Here is a 15,655-nt window from a genome sequence, read left to right on the forward strand (position 1 = left end):
CGCCGGGCTGCCCGCAGCAACGCGGGCAAACTGCGGCAGTTACTGCTTCATCGCGTAGATGGCGGGAATGCCGCGCAGCTGCTCGTTGACGTCCATGCCGAAACCGAACACGTAACGGTCGGCCACTTCCACGCCGACATAATCGGCGGCAACGCCGGGCACGCAACGGTCGTGACGCTTGACGGTCAGCACCGCCACGCGCACGTCGGTGGCGCCCTGCTCCAGGCACCACTGGCGCACGCCCTGCAGCGTGTAGCCCTCGTCGAGGATGTCGTCGACCAGGATCACCCGGCGGCCGAACAGCGCAGTGGCCGGACGGTGCTTCCACACCAGCTCGCCGCCGGTGGTTTCGCCGCGATACCGGGTGGCGTGCAGGTAATCGAACTGCAGGTCCTGGCCGCGTGCACCCAGCTCCAGCGCCAGCTGGCCGGAGAACGGCAGCGCGCCGTGCATGATGGTGAGATACACCGGCACTTCGCCGGCATAGTCGCGCGCGATCGCGTCGGCGATGCTGGCAACGGCCGCATCGATGGCGGGGCGGTCGACCAGCAGGTCGGCTTGGGCCAGGGCCTGGGAAATGGTGAGCGTGGACATCAGGCAGTTGTTCCGAAAGAGGCGGAAAGGGGAGTGGTGAATGCGGCGTCGGAGCCGGCGAGCAGGCCATCCCAGCCCAGCGCGCCGCGGCCGATCAGGCCGATCAATGCTGCGGTATTGAGGCTGCGGCCTTGTACGGCCTGCAGGGATTCATCGACCAGCTCCGGGTGGCAGACCAGTACCACGTCGCAGCCGGCGTCCAGATGCGCATGCACCCGGCCCGCCACGCCGCCAGCGCTGAACGAGGCGGCCATGCCGATGTCGTCGGAGAACACCACGCCGCGAAAGCCCAGTTGCCCGCGCAGGATCTGCTCGATCCAGCGCTGCGAATAGCCGGCCGGTTCCGGGGCGACCTGCGGGTAGACCACGTGCGCCATCATCACCGCGTCGGCACCGGCTGCGATACCGGCCACGAACGGCAGCAGATCTTCGGCCAGCAGGACGTCCAGCGGCCGCGGGTCGCTGGCATGGTCGACGTGGGTATCTTCCAGCACGGTGCCGTGGCCGGGGAAATGCTTGAGCGTGGCGGCCATGCCAGCGCCGTGCAGCGCCTGCACATAGGCGCGGGTGAAGCTGGCCACGATCTGCGGATCGTCGCTGAAGGCACGATCGCCGATGGCGCGGTTGCCACGGCCCAGATCCACCACCGGCGCGAAGCTCAGGTCCACACCGCTGGCACGCACTTCGCTGGCCATCAGCTGCGCATGCGCGCGCGCCGCGGAGAGCGCGGCCTCGGGGTCCTGCGCATACTGCGCGCCGAAGCTCTGCAGCGGCGCCAGGGCGCTGTAACCGTCGCGGAACCGCTGTACGCGCCCGCCTTCCTGGTCCACGCAGATCAGCACCGGGCGCGGTGCGGCCGCGCGGATGGACGCAGACAGCGCGGCCACCTGCGTGCGCGAGGCGAAGTTGCGCGTGAACAGCACCACGCCGGCGACCGCGTCGTGCTGCAGCCAGTCGCGCTCCTGTGCGCTGAGTTCGGTACCGGCGACGCCGATCAGAAGCATATTGGGGGGACTCCCGGGCCAGGCGCCACGTTGGCGCAGCGCGGCATTGTCGCAGATGCGCGTTGCAGCGTCAGATCGCGCATTCAGGCAAGTCCGTGTTTCCGGCCGTCTCGGCCCGGCCGCTGCCTTCCGGCTGCCCCTCAGAGCCGCTCCAGATTCGCCCGCCAATGCGCGGCCTGCGCCTGCACCTGCCCCAGCGCCTCCGGTGCCATGTCGTCGAGCTGTCGGTACGGCAACGCCAGGCGCTCGTTGGCGCCCAGCAGCGTGCGCTGCCGCGCCAGGAAATCCCAGTACAACGCGTTGTACGGGCAGGCCTGCGGGCCCACCCGCACCTTGCGCTGGTAGTGGCAGCCACCGCAGTAATCGCTCATGCGGTCGATATAGGCCGCGCCGCTGATGTACGGCTTGCTGCCGAGCAGGCCGCCATCGGCGAACTGGCTCATGCCGACCGTATTGGGCAGTTCCACCCATTCGAACGCATCGATATAGACCCCCAGGTACCAGCGATGCAGCGCCTGCGGCTCCAGCCCCGCCAGCAGCGCGAAATTGCCGATCACCATCAGCCGCTGGATATGGTGCGCGTGCGCGTTGGCCAGCGAATTGCCGATCGCATCGGCCAGGCAGCGCATGCCGATCTGCCCGTCCCAGAACCAGTGCGGTAGCGGTGCATGCTGGTCGAGCTGGTTGGACTGCGCATAGGCGGGCATCTGCGACCAGTACACGCCGCGTACGTATTCGCGCCAGCCCAGGATCTGGCGGATGAAGCCTTCCACCGATGCCAGCGACGCGTGCCCGTCGTGCAAAGCCGCCTCCGCGCGCGCGATCACCTCGCGCGGATGCAGCAGCTTGACGTTGAGCGCGAACGACAGCAGCGAATGGAACAGACGTGGGCTGCGTGTGCTCATCGCATCCTCGTAGCGGCCGAAGTGCGGCAACGCTTGCGTGATGAAGGCATCCAGGTGCTGCAGCGCTTGGTCGCGGTCCAGCGGCCATGGCAGCGCGTCGGCGCTCGGCGCGCCGAAGCTGCGTACGCCGGCCGCTTCGATACTGGTCCACAGCGCGCGATGGTCGTGCGCGATGCGCCACTCCTGCGGCGCGGGCGGATCGCCCGGCCACGGCGCGCGGTTGTCGTGATCGAAATTCCAGCGCCCGCCTGCCGGCTCGCCCGCGGCATCGAGCAGGATCCGGTGGCGACGGCGCATCTTTCGATAGAACACTTCCATGCGCCACTGGCCGCCGGCGCGAAAACACCCGGCCACCTCATCGCGTTCGGTCAGGAAATGCTCGCTATCGACCATGCGCGTGGCGAACGGCTGGCGTGCGCACCAGTGCTGCAATGCTTCGTCCAGCCGCCATTCGTCCGGCGCCTGATACTCCAGCCGGCTAGCGCGGTAATGCGCCATCAGCGCGTCCAGATTGGCGGGAATCGATTGCCGATTGCTGGGGTTGTCGATGGCCACGTAACGCACCCGATGACCGGCCTTGCGCAAGCGTGTCGCGAACGCGCGCATCGCCGCGAAGATCGCCAGGATCTTCTGCGCGTGGTGCAGCACGTAGTCGGTCTCCTCGCGCACTTCCATCAGCACATAGACCACGCCCGCATCGATCGCATCGAACCAGCTGTGTTACGGATTGAGTTGATCGCCCAGAATCAGGCGCAACGTGTGCGCGGCTGCCTGCGGGTTGCGGTCGGCTGCGTCTGCCACGGCATCACTCCTGACCGCTGCCCGCGGTATCGCCGGCGCATACACGCGCTGCCAAGGCCACACCGCTTTGCCAGGCCCCTTCGACCTTGCCGCCGGCCAACCAGTCGCCGCAGATGCCGATGCTCAGCGGCGCATTCCAGGCACAGCCGATCTGCAAGGCAGGATCAGTGCTGGCAACCGTCCAGCGATAGGCATCGCAGGACTGCGGCGCTGGCAGACCAAACGCGGCCAACGCGGACAACACGCTGACAATCACTGTTTCAGGCGTCGCGTCGAGATGCCCCTGACTCCAATCGGCAGTGGCATGCAGCAACCAGGTTTCCAAGCCCTCCCTCCCCGGCTTGCTGGAGTTGCGTGCCACCCAGCGCACTGGGCCGGCGTTGACGAACAGGGCGTCATAGCCGGGATCGACCGGCACGTCGAAACGCAGCACCACCGCCCAGGCCGGCTGCATCCGTGCGTTGGCGGCAATCGTCGCCAACGTGGGCACGATGTCCGCCAGCCATGCAGCTGCAAGCGGCGCTGGTACCGCCAGCAACACGGTGTCGAAAGCGTGTGTCGTCGCGTCTTCCGCCACCTGCAGCTGCCAGGTGGCGCCATTGCGCTGCAGCGACTGCACGCACGTGCACAACCGAACATCAAGTTCCGCCGCAAGCGCACGCGCCGGTGCGGCCATGTCCGGCACCCCGACAAAGCGCGTCAGCCCGCCCTGCGAAGAACGCATGCCGGAGCCATCCCAACTGGCGACGCGCGCAGGCCAGACTGCCGCAATGCCGCGCGCGATCCATGCATCCACCACCGCGGCAAACGCCGGGTCGCGTGCGGTGAAATACTGCGCGCCGTGATCGCACTGCCAACCATCGCCGCTACAGCTGCGCATGCGCCCGCCGGGCCTATCGCCCTGCTCGAACAGCGTCACGGTCAATCCTGACGCCTGCAACCGTTGCGCGCAGGCAAGCCCGGCCAACCCGGCGCCGATCACCGCAACCGTCTTCGATCGGGTGGGCCGCGTCATCTCGTCAGCTGCAGGCGGTCGCAACACGCCGCCGGCCGTTCACACCGCGCAGCCGTCCGGCCCACAGGCATCGGGGCCACCGATCGGCGCCGATTCGGCCGCCAGCTGCAACAGTGCCTGCGCAAAGCTCTCCGGCGGCTGCGCGCCCTGGATCAGGCTGCGTCCATCGATGACGAAACTGGGCACCGCACGGATTCCCAGCGCAGCGGCTTGCGCCAGTTGCGCTTCCACGGCAACGACGCCCTCATCGGAGTCCAGCAGGGCGCGCACGCGTGCCTCGTCCAGACCGCCAGCGGCTCCGGCAGCCACCAGCGTTTCGGTCGCGCCGACGTTTTGGCCTTCGGCAAAATGCGCATGGAACAGCGCTTCGATCACGGCTTGGACATCGCCCTCGCGGCTGGCCAGCCAGATCAGCCGATGCGCGCGCAGGGTGCTGACCTGCACCTGCCCACGCCCGAAATCGAACGGCAGGCCTTCGGCACGCGCAGTGGCCTGGGTCTGCGCCAGCATCTGCTCCACCCGCACAGCGCCGCCGAACTTTTGCGCCAGCGCATCACGCAACGGCGTCGGCTCCAGGCCGGCGTCAGGGTCCAGCTGAAACGCGTGGTAATGGATGTCCAGCGCCGGTGCCTGCGCACCGAGCGCTGCCACCGCCTGCTCGAAACGGCGCTTGCCGATCCAGCACCAGGGACAGACCACGTCAGACCAGATATCGATGCGCATGGGCGGGGATTGGAGATTCGTCATTGGGGATTCGCAAAGCATAAACCCAATACCAAGGCAGGGATTGGGGAGTCGCAACGCAATCAGACCAAGTCCGACGCATCACTTTAGCTTTTACGAATCCCGAATGCCCAATCCCGAATCCCGAATCACAAATCCCCGCTCCAGTTCTTGAACGGATGCGAGGCCAACGCCAGGTTGTAATAGCGCACGTCGTCGGTGACTTCCGCGCCGATCCACCCGGGCTTGGCGAAGGCCTCGTCGGCATCGCCGAGTTCGATCTCGGCCACCACCAGCCCGGCGTTGTCGCCGAGAAATTCATCCACTTCCCACACATGCCCCTGGTGCTGGACCAGATGCCGGCGCTTGTCGATCAGACCGCCGACACACAGCGCCAGCAGCGCACGCGCCTCGACTACCGGAATCGGATACTCGAACTCCTGCCGGGTATGCCCCACCTCACGCGATTTCAGATTGAGAAACGCGTGCTCACCCTGGATGCGCACCCGCACCGACGCATTCTGCGCACCGCTGCGCAATGACGCCTGATCGTTGATATAGCCCTGCGCCATCGGGATCACCGCATGCGCGGCACTGCGCCAGCCATCGCCGGTCACCAGGAATTTGCGTTCGATTTCGATGGGCATGGGATTTGGGAATCGGGAATCGGGAATCGGGAATCGCAACAGCATACGGCGAACCGCCTCTACGATTCACGATTCACTCTTCCCGATTCACCGCCGTTCAAACACCGCAATGCTCTCCACATGCGCGGTATGCGGAAACATGTCCATCGCGCCGGCGGCCTTGAGCGTGAAGCCCTGCTCGTTGACCAGGTAGCCGGCGTCGCGCGCCAGCGAGCCGGGGTGGCAACTCACATAGACGATGCGCTCGAACTGTTTCAGCGGCAACTGCTGCAGCACTTCCAGGGCGCCCGAACGCGGCGGGTCCAGCAGCAGCTTGTCGAAGCCCTGTCGCATCCATGCAGCATTGCGCTGGTCCTGGGTCAGGTCGGCCGCATGGAACTGCGCATTGGCCAGACCGTTGCGCTGCGCGTTGTCCCTGGCGCGCGCCACCAGCCCGGCATCGCCCTCCACGCCGACCACTTCGCGCACACCGCGCGCCAGCGGCAGGGTGAAATTGCCTAGCCCGCAGAACAGATCCAGCACGCGGTCGTCCGGGCCGGCGTCGAGCAGTGCCAGCGCATGCGCGATCATCTTCTGGTTGAGCGAGGCGTTGACCTGGATGAAATCCAGCGGCCGGAACGCCAGCTCCACATCCCACTGCGGCAAGCGGAACGACAGCGGCACATCCTGCGGCCATAGCGGATGCACGCTTTCCACGCCGCCCGGCTGCAGGAAGATCGCAAAGCCCTGCGCCTGCGCGAAAGCGGTCAGCGCCTGCAGATCGCGTTCGCTGAGCGGCTGCAGATGGCGGATGGTCAATACCACCGCATCGTCGCCGGCAATGAATTCGATCTGCGGGATATCGCGCTTGCCGTCCAGGCCTTCGACCAGCGCCGCCAGCTGCGGAATCTTCTCGCCGATCTGCGGGATCACCGTGTAGCAGACCGACAGATCGGCCACGAAGCGCGGATCCAGCTCGCGAAACCCCACCAGGGTCTTGTCCTTCTTTTCCACGCGACGGACCGAAAAGCGGCCCTTTCGCCGATAGCCCCAGTTATCGCCGACCAGCGCCGGCAACACCGCCTGCGGCGTGACGTGGCCGATGCGCTCGAGGTTGTCCATCAACACGCGCTGCTTGGCCACGATCTGCTGCGACTCTTCCAGATGCTGCAACACGCAGCCGGCGCAGACGCCGAAATGCGGGCAGCGCGGGGTCACCCGCTGCGGCGATGCCTCCAGCACCTCCACCGTCCTGGCCTCGTCGAAATGCCGGCTGCGCGCGGTGGGTTCGGCACGCACCAGCTCACCGGGCAAGGCGCCACTGATGAAGGTGACTTTGCCGCCCTCGCCGTCGCGGCGGGCCACACCGCGCCCATCGTGGCTGAGGTCGGTGATCGCGGTCTGGAACGGCGTACGGTCGAAGCGGTTTCGGGTTCTGGCCACGTGGCGACGAGCTGCGGGCAAAAAGGGTGCGTATTGTCGCAGATGCGATCGATCGCGGCCGCTTCGCGTCGTAGAACAATTGTCGCGCCGCGCAAACACAGGCACACTTCCGCTGCACGCGGCTACTAGGACGCGGCATCGCTGACAAGGAGGCAGCATGAACATGGCGACACGCCAGCAACCCCAACCACGACTCTTGCTGGTAGAGGACGACCCGATCAGCCGTGGCTTTCTGCAGGCGGTGCTGGAAGGTCTTCCCGCCCATGTGGATTGCGCAGACTCGTTGTCTTCGGCACTGGACCGCGCGCGCGAACGTCGCCACGACCTGTGGCTGATCGACGTCAATCTTCCCGATGGCAACGGCAGCGGCCTGCTACGCGCGCTGCGCCTGCTGCACCCGGACGTACCTGCACTGGCTCATACCGCGGACACCACTATGGCGATGCAACGCAGCCTGCAGTCCGATGGCTTTCTGGAAATGCTGGTCAAGCCGCTGACCTCCGAGCGCCTGCTGCAGGCGGTCCGCCGTGGACTGGCGCGCGGCCGATACAGCGTGGCGCCGGTAGGCGTGGTCGACATCGCCGCCACCGATTGGGACGAAGCGGCCGCGCTCAGCGCGCTCAATGGCCAGCAACACCATCTCAACGCGCTGCGCGAATTGTTCCTGGCCGAATTGCCGGGCACCCGCGACGCGGTGGATTCGGCCTTGCAGGTCAGCGACGATCAGGCGCTGCGCGGCCATCTGCATCGGTTGCAGGCCAGTTGCGGTTTTGTCGGCGCGGCGCGGCTTGCCGGTGCAGTGCGCCTGCTGCGCGGCGACCCGCATTCCAGCACGGCACAGACGCAGTTCCATGCGGCGGTGGCTGCGCTGCTGCACTGAAGGACGACGGCGCCGATCTCTCTGGACGCGGCGCAGCGTCGGCGATCGGGACGCGCGACATCGAGGATCACGCGTGCACGACCGGTGCGCATGGCCCCCGACGCGCATCCGGCCACTGCTCGCCAGGTGTGGTTGCGCCGCCTTGCGCCCATCAACGCCGTCGCGCCAGATCCTCGAGCATTTCCCAGGATTTCAGCCCGCGTCCACTCAGATGATGCAGCAGCACGCCACGCATGCTGCGACGCAGGCCCGGCATGTCGTCGGCCGCGGGCATGACGTCCTGGCCCAACGCCAGCAGCGCCGCGCCGGTCACGGTGTCGCGCCGATCCTGCGCCATCGCCTCGCTCAGCACGCGTAGCGCGCCTTCCTGCGGATCCAGCCGGTAGCGCGCCGCCGGGTCGATCGGTTGGCCGTCGCGATCATGCTGCAGATCGAAGGCAAAGCCCAGGCCATCGAGCACATCGCGCTCGAACTGGCGCAGCCCCCAGGCCAGTGGCAGCTCGGATGCCAGATGCGCACGCGCCTGTGCGTAGCAATCGAACAATTCGGGCACCGGGTCGTTACGCGGCGCCAGGCGCAGCAGCAATTCGCTGATGTAGAAACCGGCCAGCATGGATTCGCCCGTCAGCCGGGGGGCGGTATCCAGCGCCTCGGCCTGACGCAACTGGGCCAGTTCGCCGCGTTGCACCGCCGTGAACTGGATCAACTGCAGTGGCTGCAGCGCGGCCCGCAAGGCTTGCTTGCGTGGCCCGTGCACCCCGCGCGCCAACAGCCCGACCCGACCATGCTGCTCGGTCAGCACTTCCACCAGCAGGCTGGTCTCGCGCCATGGTCGCACATGCAGGACGAAGCCACGTTCGTGTTCGATCAGCATGATCTGTTGTGCGGCAGGGGGCGCGATTGCAGGACAGAAGACCCGCTGCCGACAACGATTGCTGTGAGTCGCTGTCGGCAGCGCACATAATCACAGCCGTTAACGACATCGGCTGCGATGAGCAGGCGCGATCCGGTCCATCGAGACATCGCTTGCATCGCAGCTCCACGCTATTGCCGGTTTAAGCGATCGCATCGACAGGCTCTCAGCACGTCGTCAGCGCTGGGCCGGCCTCAGCATCGGCCAGGGCCTCACTCGTACCCGAAGGCCTTCAATGCGGCTTCGTCGTCCGACCAGCCTTCGCGTACGCGCACCCAGGTCTCCAGGAATACCTTGGCGCCGAACAGGCGCTCCATCTGCAGACGCGCCTTGCCGCCGATGTCCTTCAGACGGGTACCGCCCTTGCCGATCACGATCGCCTTCTGGCCTTCTCGCTCGACCCAGATCACCGCGCCGATACGCAGCAGCGCGCCATCTTCGGCAAAGCGTTCGATCTCCACCGTGGTGGCATACGGCAGCTCTTCGCCGAGCTGCCGCATCAACTGCTCACGCACCAGTTCCCCGGCAAGGAAGCGCTGACTGCGGTCGGTGATCTCGTCCTCGCCGAACATCGCTTCGGCCTCCGGCACCAGCTTGAGCAGGTCGCCGACCAGCGCCTCCAGGCCCTTGCGCTTGAGCGCGGACACCGGATGCACCGCAGCGAACGTGCGCCCCTCGCTGATCTGGGCCAGGAACGGAAACAGCGCCGTCTTGTCCTTGAGCCGGTCGACCTTGTTGACCACCAGCACCACCGGCACCTCGGCGTCGCTCAGGACCTTGAAGGCCAGCGTGTCTTCGTCGTCCCAACGGCCGGCTTCGATCACCAGCACTGCCGCGTCCACGCCTTCCAGCGAGCCGCGCGCGGCGCGGTTCATCACCCGGTTCATGGCGCGCTTCTGCTCGCGATGCAGTCCGGGGGTGTCGACCAGCACCAGCTGCCCCTCGGGGAAAGTGGCAATGCCCAGCAACCGGTGGCGCGTGGTCTGCGGCCGGTTGGACACGATGCTGACCTTGGCGCCGACCAGGGCATTGGTCAGGGTGGACTTGCCGACGTTGGGCCGGCCGATCACCGCAACGCTGCCGCTACGGTGGGGAGAAGAGGTTTCGCTCACGTGTTCGAATCCAGTTGTGCGATGACAAGGGTGGCCGCCTGTTGCTCGGCAAGGCGACGCGAGGTGCCCTGGCCTTCGGCGCGGGCCACGGGCTGCTCCAGGATGCAGGCGACATGGAACTGCTTGGCATGTTCGTCGCCGCTTTCGCTGATCAGCGCGTAATTAGGCAGCGGCAGCTGTCGCGCCTGCAGCCATTCCTGCAGCCGGGTCTTGGGGTCTTTTTCCGCCTTGCCCACCGGCAGCGCCGCCAGCGAGGGCTCGAACCATGGCAGCACCACCGCACGGCAGCGTTCGAAGCCGCAGTCCAGATAGATCGCCGCCACGATCGCCTCGACCGCATCGGCCAGAATCGAATCGCGGCGATGGCCGCCGGATTTCAGCTCGCCCGGGCCCAGCGTCAGCCGCTCGCCCAGGTTGAGGGTGCGGCCGATCACCGCCAGCGCCCCTTCGCGTACGAGTTCGGCGCGCGCGCGGGTCAATGCGCCTTCGTCGGCCTTGGGCCAGCGCTGATACAGCGCCTCGGCGATCAGCAGATTGACGATGCCGTCGCCAAGGAATTCCAGTCGTTCGTTATGCGGAGTACCGGCGCTGCGATGCCGCAGCGCCTGGGCGAGCAGACCCGGATCGGCGAACGCATGCCCGATCGGATCGCCGCGCTGGAAAGTCCTATTCGCCACCACGTCCCGTCATGTCCTGGGACGTCTCGAATTTACCGACGACATCCAGATTACCGATCAATTCGCGGCGGACTTCATAGTTGACCTTCATGCGCCAGCCACCGTCGACGCGCTCGAACTTGACGTCTTCTTTTTTGACGTTTTCCGAGTAGTTGATGTACAGCCGACGAAAGAACAGATCCTGCAACTTGGACGGATCCATGTTGGCGCTATCGGGCTCCTTGGCCAAGCCCTTCATGGCGGTGCGCACCGAATAGTATTCCTGGTACATCGGAAACAGCTTCATCCCGATATAGAGCGCGAACCCGACCACCGCCAGCACCACCACGAACGACGTCAACGTCATACCGCTTTGCTTGCGCTTCATTGTGCTTCCCCGGCACGCCGTGCGTGCATTACTGGATTCCGGTCCCGATCCGCGACGGATCGAAACTCCCCTTGCAGAACCATCCTTCGCAATTGAGCCAGATCAGGAACGCCTTGCCGCGCAGGTTGGCCTCCGGCAAGAAGTGCGTCTGGGTCCAGAACCGGCTGTCTTCGCTGTTGTCGCGATTATCCCCCATCACGAAATAGCTGTCCGCCGGCACGGTCCACTCGCCCTGCCCGGCCGGCATGTTGCGGTCGACCCACTCCAGCACGGTGTGGGTGCGGCCCGGCAAGTCCTCGACCAGCAAGGTGGTGCCGGTCATCTCGGCGCCCTTGCCCTTACCGATGTACTCGCCCTTGACCGTGTAACGCATCGGCTTGTCGTTGATGTACAGCGTATCGCCGTGGAAACCGATCTTGTCGCCCGGCAGGCCCACCACGCGCTTGATCCAGTTCTGGTCCGGCGCATGCGGCGGCTTGAACACCACCACGTCGCCGCGCTTGGGCTCGCCGGTCGGGATGAACTTGGTATTGGTGATCGGCAGACGGAAGCCGTAGGCGAATTTGTTGACCAGGATGAAGTCGCCGATCAGCAGATTGGGCATCATCGAACTGGACGGAATCTTGTACGGCTCGGCAACGAAACTGCGCAGTATCAACACCACCGCCAGCACCGGAAAGAAGGCCCGCGAGTAATCGATGATCGCTGGCTCGCTGTCCAGCAGACCGGCACGTGCAGCGCGGCGCTTGGCCAGGAACAGCTTGTCCAGCAGCCAGATGAAGCCGGTGCCCAGCGTCAATACAACCAGGGCGATTTCAAACCATTTCATTGATGTTCCTTTCGGAAAGGGAATCGAGAATCGAGAATGGGGAATCGGAACAGCAGGAGCACTTGCGCCCTTACGATTCCCAATTCCCGATTTACCATTCCCAGCTACTTATCCATCTGCAAGACAGCCAGGAAGGCTTCCTGCGGAATCTCCACGCGGCCGACCTGCTTCATGCGCTTCTTGCCTTCTTTCTGCTTTTCGAGCAGCTTCTTCTTGCGCGAAACGTCGCCACCATAGCACTTGGCCAACACGTTCTTGCGCATCGCCTTGACGGTGGAACGCGAGATGATTTGCGAGCCCACGGCGGCCTGGATCGCCACGTCGAACATCTGCCGCGGGATCAGGTCCTTCATCTTTTCGCACAGTTCGCGGCCGCGCCGGTCGGCGTAGCTGCGGTGCACGATGATCGACAGCGCATCGACCTTGTCGCCATTGATCAGCGTATCCACGCGCACGAACGGGCCGGCATCGAAACGCAGGAAGTGGTAATCCAGCGAGGCGTAGCCGCGCGAGACCGACTTGAGCTTGTCGAAGAAATCCAGCACCACCTCGGCCATCGGCAACTCGTAGCTGATCTGCACCTGGCTGCCCAGGTAGTTGATGCCGATCTGGGTGCCGCGCTTTTCTTCGCACAAGGTGATGATGTTGCCGACGTAATCGGGCGGGGTGAGGATGTTGGCGCGGATGATCGGCTCGCGGATCTCTTCGACGTTGTTCAGCGGTGGCAGCTTGGATGGATTGTCCATCGGGATGATGCTGCCGTCGGTCTTGAGCACCTCGTAGACCACGGTCGGCGCGGTCGAGATCAGGTTGAGGTTGTACTCGCGCTCCAGCCGCTCCTGCACGATCTCCATATGCAGCATGCCGAGGAAGCCGCAACGGAAGCCGAAGCCCATCGCTTCGGAGCTTTCCGGCTCGAAGCGCAGCGCCGCATCGTTCAGGCGCAGCTTGTCCAGCGCCTCGCGCAGATCCGGGTAATCCTCGGCATCGACCGGAAACAGGCCGGCGAACACGCGCGGCTGCATTTCCTGGAAACCGGGCAATGCGTGCGGCGCCGGGTCGGCCGCCAGGGTCAGGGTGTCGCCGACCGGCGCGCCGTGCACGTCCTTGATCGAGGCGTTGATCCAGCCCACTTCGCCCGCGCCCAGCGCGGCAAGCTCCTTGCGCTTGGGCGTGAACACGCCGACCTTGTCGACCAGATGGGTGCGGCCGGTGGACATCACCAGGATCTTGCTGCCCGGCTTGATCTCGCCCTGCATCACGCGCACCAGCGAGACCACGCCCAGGTAGTTGTCGAACCACGAGTCGATGATCAGCGCCTGCAGCTTGTCGGTGTCGCGGGGGGTGGGCGGCGGAATCCGTTGCACGATCGCTTCCAGCACCAGATCGATGTTCAGACCGGTCTTGGCGCTGACCGCCACCGCGTCCTCGGCATCGATGCCGATCACCGCTTCGATCTCGGCCTTGGCACGCTCGATATCGGCGGTGGGCAGGTCGATCTTGTTGAGCACCGGCACCACTTCCAGGCCCTGCTCCACCGCGGTGTAGCAGTTGGCGACCGACTGCGCTTCCACGCCCTGGGCCGCATCCACCACCAGCAGCGCGCCTTCGCACGCGGCCAGCGAGCGGCTGACTTCGTAGGAAAAGTCCACATGCCCGGGGGTGTCGATGAAGTTCAGGTGGTAGACCTGCCCGTCCTTGGCCGTATACGGCAAGGACACCGACTGCGCCTTGATGGTGATGCCGCGTTCGCGCTCGATCGGGTTGGAGTCGAGCACCTGGGCCTCCATCTCGCGCGCCTGCAGGCCGCCGCACAGCTGGATGATCCGGTCGGCCAGGGTGGATTTACCGTGGTCGACGTGGGCGATGATGGAGAAGTTGCGGATATTCCGCATTGAATCAGAGGACATTGAGGTGGGCGCCGGCGGTGCCGTCGTCAGGGTAACGCAACATTATCGCACGGCCGGCCCCTTTGGGGCCGGGGATTGGGGAATCGGGATTCGGGAATCGCAAAAGCCAGGCGAGCTATCGCCTCGCGGAGCCGCTCTTGCCATTCCCGATTCCCGATTCCCGACTCCCTTCGTTAGCCGCCGGCCTTCAAGGCCACATAACTGGTCGCCTTGCCATCGGTGACCAGCAGCATGACCACGTCGCCTTTCTTGTAGCTGGACAGGGCGCGGTTGAGGTCGGCGACGCTGCCGACCTTGGTGCGGCCGACGCGGGCGATGACCAGACCCGGCGACAACGGCGGCTGGGTGCTGCGTGCTGCCGCGCCGGTGACCGAGGCGATGCGCACGCCCTCGCCGGCTTCCAGGCCCAGGCGGCTGCGCTCGGTGGCGGTCAGATCGGCCACCTGCAGGCCGAGCAGCTCCACGCTGGCCGGGGCGCCGGGCTTGGCGTCGTCGGCAGCGGTACGCGGTGCGGCGTTGCCGGCCGGGTTGTCCAGCGTCGTCAGGGTGACCGCCACCTTGCGCGGCTTGCCATCGCGTAGCACGTCCAGGTTGACCTTGGTACCCGGCGCCATCAGCCCGATCATCGGCGGCAGGTCGCTGGCGACATCGATCGGCTTGCCGTTGACCGCGCGGATCACATCGCCCACCTCGATCCCGGCCTTGGCCGCCGGGCTTCCCGGCGGGATGTCGTTGACCAGTGCGCCACGCGTATCCGGCAGGCCCAGGCCCTGCGCCTTGAGCGAGTCGATCGCGCCCACCTGCACGCCCAGCATGCCGCGACTCACGTGGCCGGTGGCCTTGATCTGCTCGGCGGCGCTGAAGGCCAGATCAATCGGAATCGCAAAACTGATCCCCATGTAGCCGCCGGAGGCGGAGAAGATCTGCGAATTGATGCCGACCACTTCACCGCGGGTGTTGAGCAACGGGCCGCCGGAGTTGCCCTGGTTGATCGCCACGTCGGTCTGGATGAAGGGCACGTAGCGCTGGTCCGCGTAAGGATTGCTGCGCCCGGTGGCGCTGACGATGCCGGCGGTGACCGAGTGATCCAGCCCGAACGGCGAGCCGATCGCCACCACCCACTGGCCCGGCTTGAGCGTGTTGGAATCGCCCAGGCGCACCGTCGGCAGGCGCTTGGCCTCGATCTTGAGCAGCGCCACGTCGAACTGCTCGTCGCTGCCGACCACCTTGGCCTTGAACTCGCGGCGGTCGGTCAACTTGACGGTGACCTCGCTGGCGCCATCGACCACATGGTGGTTGGTCAGCACATAGCCGTCGGCCGAAATGATGAAGCCCGAACCCATCGACTTGCCAGCGATGCCACCATCGTCATCGCCGCCCTGGCCCGGCCCCTGGCGCGGCCCGCCCGGCATCTGGAAATCCGGCCCGAAGAAGCGGCGGAAGAATTCCGGCATCTGCTCGTCGCCGGGCATCGCGCCGCCGTCCTGCCCACCCGGACCACTGCGCCGCTGGCGCGCCATGGCGTCCTTGCGGGTGATGGTGGTTTCGATATTGACCACACCCGGGCCGACCTGCTCGACGAGATTGGTGAAGTCCGGCAAGCCGGCCACCAGCTGCGGCGCCGGGGTGGCGCTGCGGTTGGCGGCAATCGGGGCAACATCCTTGGCAGCGGGCGCGGACTGCTGCGCGCAGGCGGCCAGCGGCAGGGTCATGGCGATCAGGCCGAACATCTGGGTGCGAATGCGGTGGTTCATCAGGTTGCCTCCGATGGCAGGGCGACAGGGGCCAAAGCCCCTGCCAATGCAGGGGTCCGGCACGATAACGGGAGGGAGGGCGCCGAACGGATGAAGATCGGC

General features: G+C 65.9%; 14 protein-coding genes and 1 pseudogene. 1 reads left to right on the forward strand and 14 read right to left on the reverse strand.

Annotated features, from left to right (window positions below):
- Positions 1 to 39 precede the first annotated feature (39 nt).
- The 7 genes and pseudogenes from XaplCFBP3123_RS02455 to rlmD form a co-directional block, all read right to left on the reverse strand.
- Positions 40 to 594: a hypoxanthine-guanine phosphoribosyltransferase gene (locus tag XaplCFBP3123_RS02455; protein WP_016903731.1), complete on the reverse strand. Its 555-nt coding sequence runs from the start codon at positions 592 to 594 to the stop codon at positions 40 to 42.
- A complete protein-coding gene (gene nagZ / locus XaplCFBP3123_RS02460) occupies positions 594 to 1,598 on the reverse strand; it encodes a beta-N-acetylhexosaminidase (protein WP_016903732.1) in 1,005 nt (334 codons plus the stop codon). Before nagZ ends, XaplCFBP3123_RS02455 begins: the two co-directional genes overlap by 1 nt.
- Positions 1,599 to 1,738: 140 nt before the next feature.
- Positions 1,739 to 3,304: pseudogene (locus XaplCFBP3123_RS02465) on the reverse strand (cryptochrome/photolyase family protein).
- A 4-nt stretch (positions 3,305 to 3,308) separates the two neighbouring features.
- Positions 3,309 to 4,319 carry an NAD(P)/FAD-dependent oxidoreductase gene (locus XaplCFBP3123_RS02470; RefSeq protein ID WP_104532655.1) on the reverse strand — a complete coding sequence of 337 codons (1,011 nt, stop codon included), beginning with the start codon at positions 4,317 to 4,319 and terminating at the stop codon, positions 3,309 to 3,311.
- Positions 4,320 to 4,358: 39 nt separating this feature from the next.
- Positions 4,359 to 5,042 (reverse strand): DsbA family oxidoreductase, encoded by a 684-nt coding sequence (locus tag XaplCFBP3123_RS02475; protein ID WP_104532656.1) that lies wholly within the window; start codon positions 5,040 to 5,042, stop codon positions 4,359 to 4,361.
- 149 nt (positions 5,043 to 5,191) lie between these two features.
- On the reverse strand, positions 5,192 to 5,689 hold the full coding sequence (locus XaplCFBP3123_RS02480; RefSeq protein ID WP_104532657.1) for a CYTH domain-containing protein: 498 nt from the start codon (positions 5,687 to 5,689) through the stop codon (positions 5,192 to 5,194).
- Between the two features lie 87 nt (positions 5,690 to 5,776).
- Complete coding sequence (gene rlmD, locus XaplCFBP3123_RS02485) at positions 5,777 to 7,111, reverse strand: 23S rRNA (uracil(1939)-C(5))-methyltransferase RlmD (RefSeq protein ID WP_104532658.1); 1,335 nt, start codon at positions 7,109 to 7,111, stop codon at positions 5,777 to 5,779.
- A 157-nt stretch (positions 7,112 to 7,268) separates the two neighbouring features.
- Here rlmD and XaplCFBP3123_RS02490 point away from each other — a divergent pair, with 157 nt between their 5' ends.
- A complete protein-coding gene (locus tag XaplCFBP3123_RS02490) occupies positions 7,269 to 7,991 on the forward strand; it encodes a response regulator (RefSeq protein ID WP_104532659.1) in 723 nt (240 codons plus the stop codon).
- 151 nt (positions 7,992 to 8,142) lie between these two features.
- On the opposite strand, the gene recO is transcribed toward XaplCFBP3123_RS02490, so the two are convergent.
- The 7 genes from recO to XaplCFBP3123_RS02525 all read right to left on the reverse strand — a co-directional run bounded on the left by recO (position 8,143) and on the right by XaplCFBP3123_RS02525 (position 15,553).
- Positions 8,143 to 8,865: a DNA repair protein RecO gene (recO, locus tag XaplCFBP3123_RS02495; protein WP_104532660.1), complete on the reverse strand. Its 723-nt coding sequence runs from the start codon at positions 8,863 to 8,865 to the stop codon at positions 8,143 to 8,145.
- Between the two features lie 251 nt (positions 8,866 to 9,116).
- Entirely contained in the window at positions 9,117 to 10,016 is a 900-nt protein-coding gene (gene era / locus XaplCFBP3123_RS02500; protein ID WP_104532661.1) for a GTPase Era, read from the reverse strand.
- Entirely contained in the window at positions 10,013 to 10,693 is a 681-nt protein-coding gene (rnc, locus tag XaplCFBP3123_RS02505) for a ribonuclease III (protein WP_104533245.1), read from the reverse strand. The genes era and rnc overlap by 4 nt, the downstream gene beginning before the upstream one ends.
- Positions 10,683 to 11,060, reverse strand: a complete 378-nt coding sequence (locus XaplCFBP3123_RS02510) for a DUF4845 domain-containing protein (RefSeq protein WP_039511481.1) — start codon at positions 11,058 to 11,060, stop codon at positions 10,683 to 10,685. The genes rnc and XaplCFBP3123_RS02510 overlap by 11 nt, the downstream gene beginning before the upstream one ends.
- A gap of 28 nt (positions 11,061 to 11,088) precedes the next feature.
- Entirely contained in the window at positions 11,089 to 11,889 is an 801-nt protein-coding gene (lepB, locus tag XaplCFBP3123_RS02515) for a signal peptidase I (RefSeq protein ID WP_104532662.1), read from the reverse strand.
- A 104-nt stretch (positions 11,890 to 11,993) separates the two neighbouring features.
- Positions 11,994 to 13,784 (reverse strand): translation elongation factor 4, encoded by a 1,791-nt coding sequence (gene lepA / locus XaplCFBP3123_RS02520; RefSeq protein ID WP_172453107.1) that lies wholly within the window; start codon positions 13,782 to 13,784, stop codon positions 11,994 to 11,996.
- Positions 13,785 to 13,972: 188 nt separating this feature from the next.
- A complete protein-coding gene (locus XaplCFBP3123_RS02525) occupies positions 13,973 to 15,553 on the reverse strand; it encodes a DegQ family serine endoprotease (protein WP_104532664.1) in 1,581 nt (526 codons plus the stop codon).
- Between the last annotated feature and the right edge of the window lie 102 nt (positions 15,554 to 15,655).

Source organism: Xanthomonas arboricola pv. populi, from assembly GCF_002939945.1.
In the GTDB taxonomy this organism is placed as follows: domain Bacteria; phylum Pseudomonadota; class Gammaproteobacteria; order Xanthomonadales; family Xanthomonadaceae; genus Xanthomonas; species Xanthomonas arboricola_A.

Excerpts from the sequence above, each read along its gene's own strand:
- recO (WP_104532660.1), bottom strand. The coding sequence starts at position 8,865 with ATGCTGATCGAACACGAACGTGGCTTCGTCCTGCATGTGCGACCATGG.
- lepB (WP_104532662.1), bottom strand. The coding sequence starts at position 11,889 with ATGAAATGGTTTGAAATCGCCCTGGTTGTATTGACGCTGGGCACCGGC.
- XaplCFBP3123_RS02475 (WP_104532656.1), bottom strand. The coding sequence starts at position 5,042 with ATGCGCATCGATATCTGGTCTGACGTGGTCTGTCCCTGGTGCTGGATC.
- XaplCFBP3123_RS02480 (WP_104532657.1), bottom strand. The coding sequence starts at position 5,689 with ATGCCCATCGAAATCGAACGCAAATTCCTGGTGACCGGCGATGGCTGG.
- XaplCFBP3123_RS02455 (WP_016903731.1), bottom strand. The coding sequence starts at position 594 with ATGTCCACGCTCACCATTTCCCAGGCCCTGGCCCAAGCCGACCTGCTG.
- XaplCFBP3123_RS02470 (WP_104532655.1), bottom strand. The coding sequence starts at position 4,319 with ATGACGCGGCCCACCCGATCGAAGACGGTTGCGGTGATCGGCGCCGGG.
- XaplCFBP3123_RS02525 (WP_104532664.1), bottom strand. The coding sequence starts at position 15,553 with ATGAACCACCGCATTCGCACCCAGATGTTCGGCCTGATCGCCATGACC.
- XaplCFBP3123_RS02490 (WP_104532659.1), top strand. The coding sequence starts at position 7,269 with ATGAACATGGCGACACGCCAGCAACCCCAACCACGACTCTTGCTGGTA.
- XaplCFBP3123_RS02510 (WP_039511481.1), bottom strand. The coding sequence starts at position 11,060 with ATGAAGCGCAAGCAAAGCGGTATGACGTTGACGTCGTTCGTGGTGGTG.
- nagZ (WP_016903732.1), bottom strand. The coding sequence starts at position 1,598 with ATGCTTCTGATCGGCGTCGCCGGTACCGAACTCAGCGCACAGGAGCGC.
- lepA (WP_172453107.1), bottom strand. The coding sequence starts at position 13,784 with ATGCGGAATATCCGCAACTTCTCCATCATCGCCCACGTCGACCACGGT.